Source organism: Pseudolactococcus laudensis (assembly GCF_013449735.1).
Lineage (GTDB): Bacteria > Bacillota > Bacilli > Lactobacillales > Streptococcaceae > Pseudolactococcus > Pseudolactococcus laudensis.
Map to the genome: position 1 here is coordinate 1 of NZ_JACBNY010000050.1, position 3,646 is coordinate 3,646.

At 37.8% G+C, this 3,646-nt stretch carries 2 protein-coding genes and 2 pseudogenes; 2 read left to right on the plus strand and 2 right to left on the minus strand.

The annotated features are described in order from the left end of the window. Positions 1-72, plus strand: a pseudogene (locus HZR21_RS11265) (IS6 family transposase); the annotation flags it as partial. A 101-nt stretch (positions 73-173) separates the two neighbouring features. Here HZR21_RS11265 and HZR21_RS11270 read toward each other — a convergent pair. Together HZR21_RS11270 and HZR21_RS11275 are read right to left on the minus strand one after the other, a co-directional pair. Next, a complete protein-coding gene (locus HZR21_RS11270) occupies positions 174-737 on the minus strand; it encodes a cob(I)yrinic acid a,c-diamide adenosyltransferase (protein ID WP_180747686.1) in 564 nt (187 codons plus the stop codon). Between the two features lie 13 nt (positions 738-750). Next, positions 751-3,234, minus strand: a complete 2,484-nt coding sequence (locus HZR21_RS11275; RefSeq protein ID WP_180747687.1) for a vitamin B12-dependent ribonucleotide reductase — start codon at positions 3,232-3,234, stop codon at positions 751-753. Positions 3,235-3,383: 149 nt separating this feature from the next. Between HZR21_RS11275 and HZR21_RS11845 the strand changes: the two are divergent. After that, a pseudogene (locus tag HZR21_RS11845) lies at positions 3,384-3,518 on the plus strand (cobalamin ECF transporter); the annotation flags it as partial. Positions 3,519-3,646 lie beyond the last annotated feature (128 nt).

A 3,646-nucleotide genomic window follows, 5' to 3' on the forward strand; every position in this document is an offset into this window, starting at 1 on the left:
CGAAGAAATGGAACGCTCTTCGGCTTTTCGGTGTCTACTGAAATCAAGGTATTAATGGGAATACCAGCCTAAGATATTCTGAGTTCAGAGAGGGCTCGTTTGATTTTCAAACTTCGCAACAGAACCAAAACGGTTAATAATGTTGCTAATTTTTTCAAGTTTAAAATCCTCTCTTAATGGAATACCTTCCCTGCTCGTTCATAAAATGGTTCCTTGGTAGCATAAACATGATTTACATAACGTGCAAGTACAAAAAATAAATCTGATAAGCGATTCATAATTTTGTATGCATGTAAATTGATAAGTTCATCTGAAACAATCAATCGTGTGATTTCACGTTCTGCCCGACGAATAACTGTTCGTGTAATTTGCATATCGCATGCCACCGGGTGTCCTCCAGGTAAGATAAATTTTTCAATGACTGGAACTTTTGCTTGATAAAAATCAATCAGCGTTTCAATCTTAGTTACTTCTTCTTTCCCTACAATCATTTCTTTAATCCCAATGGGTGTAGCCAAGTCTGTTCCAATATCAAAAAGTAAAATTTGTAATGCGACTAGTTCTTTTTTCAACAGCTCAAACTTTTTATCATCCAACTCTGAAATAATTTTACCAACCCAAGAATTTACTTCATCCATGCTACCGTAAGCACAAACGCGAGCGTCAGATTTTTTTATTCTTTTTCCACCAATAATACTAGTGTTTCCTTTATCGCCGCTTTTAGTATAAATTTTCATCGAATAGCTCATTTTACAAGCCACATTTTAGTTGTACTTTACAGTTAGTACACGTACTGCAACCACCAATTTCTTCAATTCTACCCTCATGGCAAATCGGACATATTTCTTCTGCTTCTGATGATTCTAATGAGTCAAGAGTAATTTGATTATTTACCACCCCTACTACAGGTTCTTCAAATACATTGTCATCTGCTTCAAGTGTCAACACTTGCGAATCTCGGCTACCATCCACATAGACGGTTCCACCTTTAGCCCCACCTTGATACAGATCTTCATAGATCGCGGCTACTTGTTTCACTTGATACCCCTTAGGTGCATTAACTGTTTTTGAGATAGAGCTGTCTACCCAACGTTGGATCGTACATTGAACACTCACATGAGCTTCTGGTGAAAGCTCCATGGCAGAGACAAAGAATGGGGGTAGATTATCCGCAGCTGTTTCTGGATTTTTTTCTAAATATTCGCTAACTATTTCAGCATTAACTTCAATGAATTTTCCTAAACGACCACTTCTGAAATAAGAAAAAGAGAAATATGGTTCTAGTCCGGTTGAAACACCAGCCATAGTACCCGTTGACCCTGTTGGTGCGACTGTTAGTAAATGAGAATTACGAATGCCGTATTTTAGAATCGCTTGTCGGATTGATTCCGGCATCTTCTTCATATAGATCGATTCAATAAAACGTTGACGAAGTGCTGTTGTTTCCTCGACTGTTTTGCCTACTAAAAATGGGAAGCTTCCTTTTTCTTTTGCTAGTTCGACGGATGTTTGATAAGCCGTAACAGCAATTTTTTCAAATACTTGATCTACTAAATGGTTTCCATCTTCAGATCCATAGACTTTTTCACAATAAATCAATAAATCTGCCAATCCCATGACCCCAAGTCCAACACGTCGTTCACCTTTAGCTTGCTGCTCATTTTTTTCAAAAAAGTAAGGCGTCGCATCAATTACATTGTCCTGAAAACGAACACTAGCTCGTACGACATCAGCTAATTTTTCAAAGTCGACAACTTTCGTTTCTTTATCAACCATATTGGCTAAATTAATTGCTGCTAGATTGCATACCGCATAAGGCGTCAACGGCTGTTCCCCACATGGATTGGTTGCAACTACCTTTTGTCCGTAGGCTTGAGCATTGGTCATCTCATTAGCATTATCGATAAAAAATATTCCCGGTTCTGCTGAATACGTTGCACAATAAGTAATCAAATCCCACAATTCGCGAGCCTTGATCGTTTGATGGATTTTTACTTTACGCCCTGTTTCAGCCCATTCTCTGACATCTCCAATTTCCATCCAATGTTGATCATAATCAGCCATTTCACTAGCGTCATAGTCTTCGATTGCTGGAAAGCGTAACTCATAAGTTTGGTCGGTTTCGACAGCTTCCATAAATTCTTTTGTTAAACAGACGGAGATATTGGCTCCGGTCAAGAAATCAGGGTCTTTCACACTGTACGTACCACCCGCTTTTAATTTCTGTTGAGCCGTTTTTAAAAATTTATCCTCCATATCATTCGTCGGATGATCGACCAAATACTCTAACCATTCCTTTTCATTTGCTATTAGTGGTTCAAAAGTCAGTTTTTCACTAGCTAATTGACGTACTATCGGACTTTGGCTAGTGTGGATCAAATTTTGTAAAATGGCCGGATTCTGAATCTTAGAGATAATGAATTCAAAAATATCTGGATGCCAATCATTCAACATGATCATTTGTGCTCCCCGACGACTCCCGCCTTGTTCAACTAAATTTGTCAAATTAGCTAAATCATTGAGCCACGAAACTGAACCTGATGATTTCCCATTCACCCCATGGACGATCGCTGATTTTGGCCGTAGCGTTGAACCGTTCGTTCCTACACCACCACCACGGCTCATAATCTCCATCACTTCTTGACGATGTTTTGCCAGGCCCCCACGAGAGTCATGGATGAATGGCATAACGTAGCAATTGAAGTATGTTACTTCTGAATTCGTTCCTGCACCATAAAGTACACGTCCAGCAGGAATGAGATTTTGTTCTGTCAAATGCTGATAAAACTCGGTAAAAAACTGAGCTTTTTTTTCTCCTTCAATATCAGAGATTCCTCTAGCAACACGAGCTGCAATTTGTTCAAAATAAAGTTCAAGCGGTTTCTCAACCTCATTTATATTTCGAATCACTCGTCCCGAAGCAATTTCTTCTGGATTAGTTAACGAGCTTTGAAATTCTTCCTCAATTCGAATTATCAACTGTTCCTTATTGATCTCTTCAATTTTTCCGATCCCTCTTGCTGGATATTGTGGATCAGCATGGGTTGTTAAAATAACCAAATCCCCGACTGTCAAAGTTTTTCCGCTCATATCTTTAAATGCATAGCGATCAAGCATGATTAATCTTGAAATCCCATCAAATGTTTGAGTCATTTCTGCAGTTATCTTAGCGACTTCTTTATAAGAAGAGATATCTTGATTTAGTTTTTCTATATATTTTTTAGGATAATTCATTAAATACTACCACCTTTATCATCAACAAACACAACATATTGTGCCCACAAATAATTATAGCACTATATATAGTGTAATTCAATCTTGTAATTAATTTTTATTCTGATACAATGAGAACTATTATCAATTAAAACAAGGGAGTTTTCCTAGTGTTACCAACCTCTAATTCACGCTTTCCAATCAGAAGGATTACCACCCTCGCTTTATTTAGTGCCGCCTGTATTGTTGGTAGAATCCTTTTTACTTGGATACCGAATGTACAACCAATGACTGGAGCTATACTATAAAAGTAGACACAAATAGGTGTGTGATATGGAAAGTCAACGAAAAACTAGACACGGAGTTAAGAGAATTTAAGAATTATATTTTTCAAAGTCTTTTGGAGACTTGTAATCAAGAGCTGAATGCATCC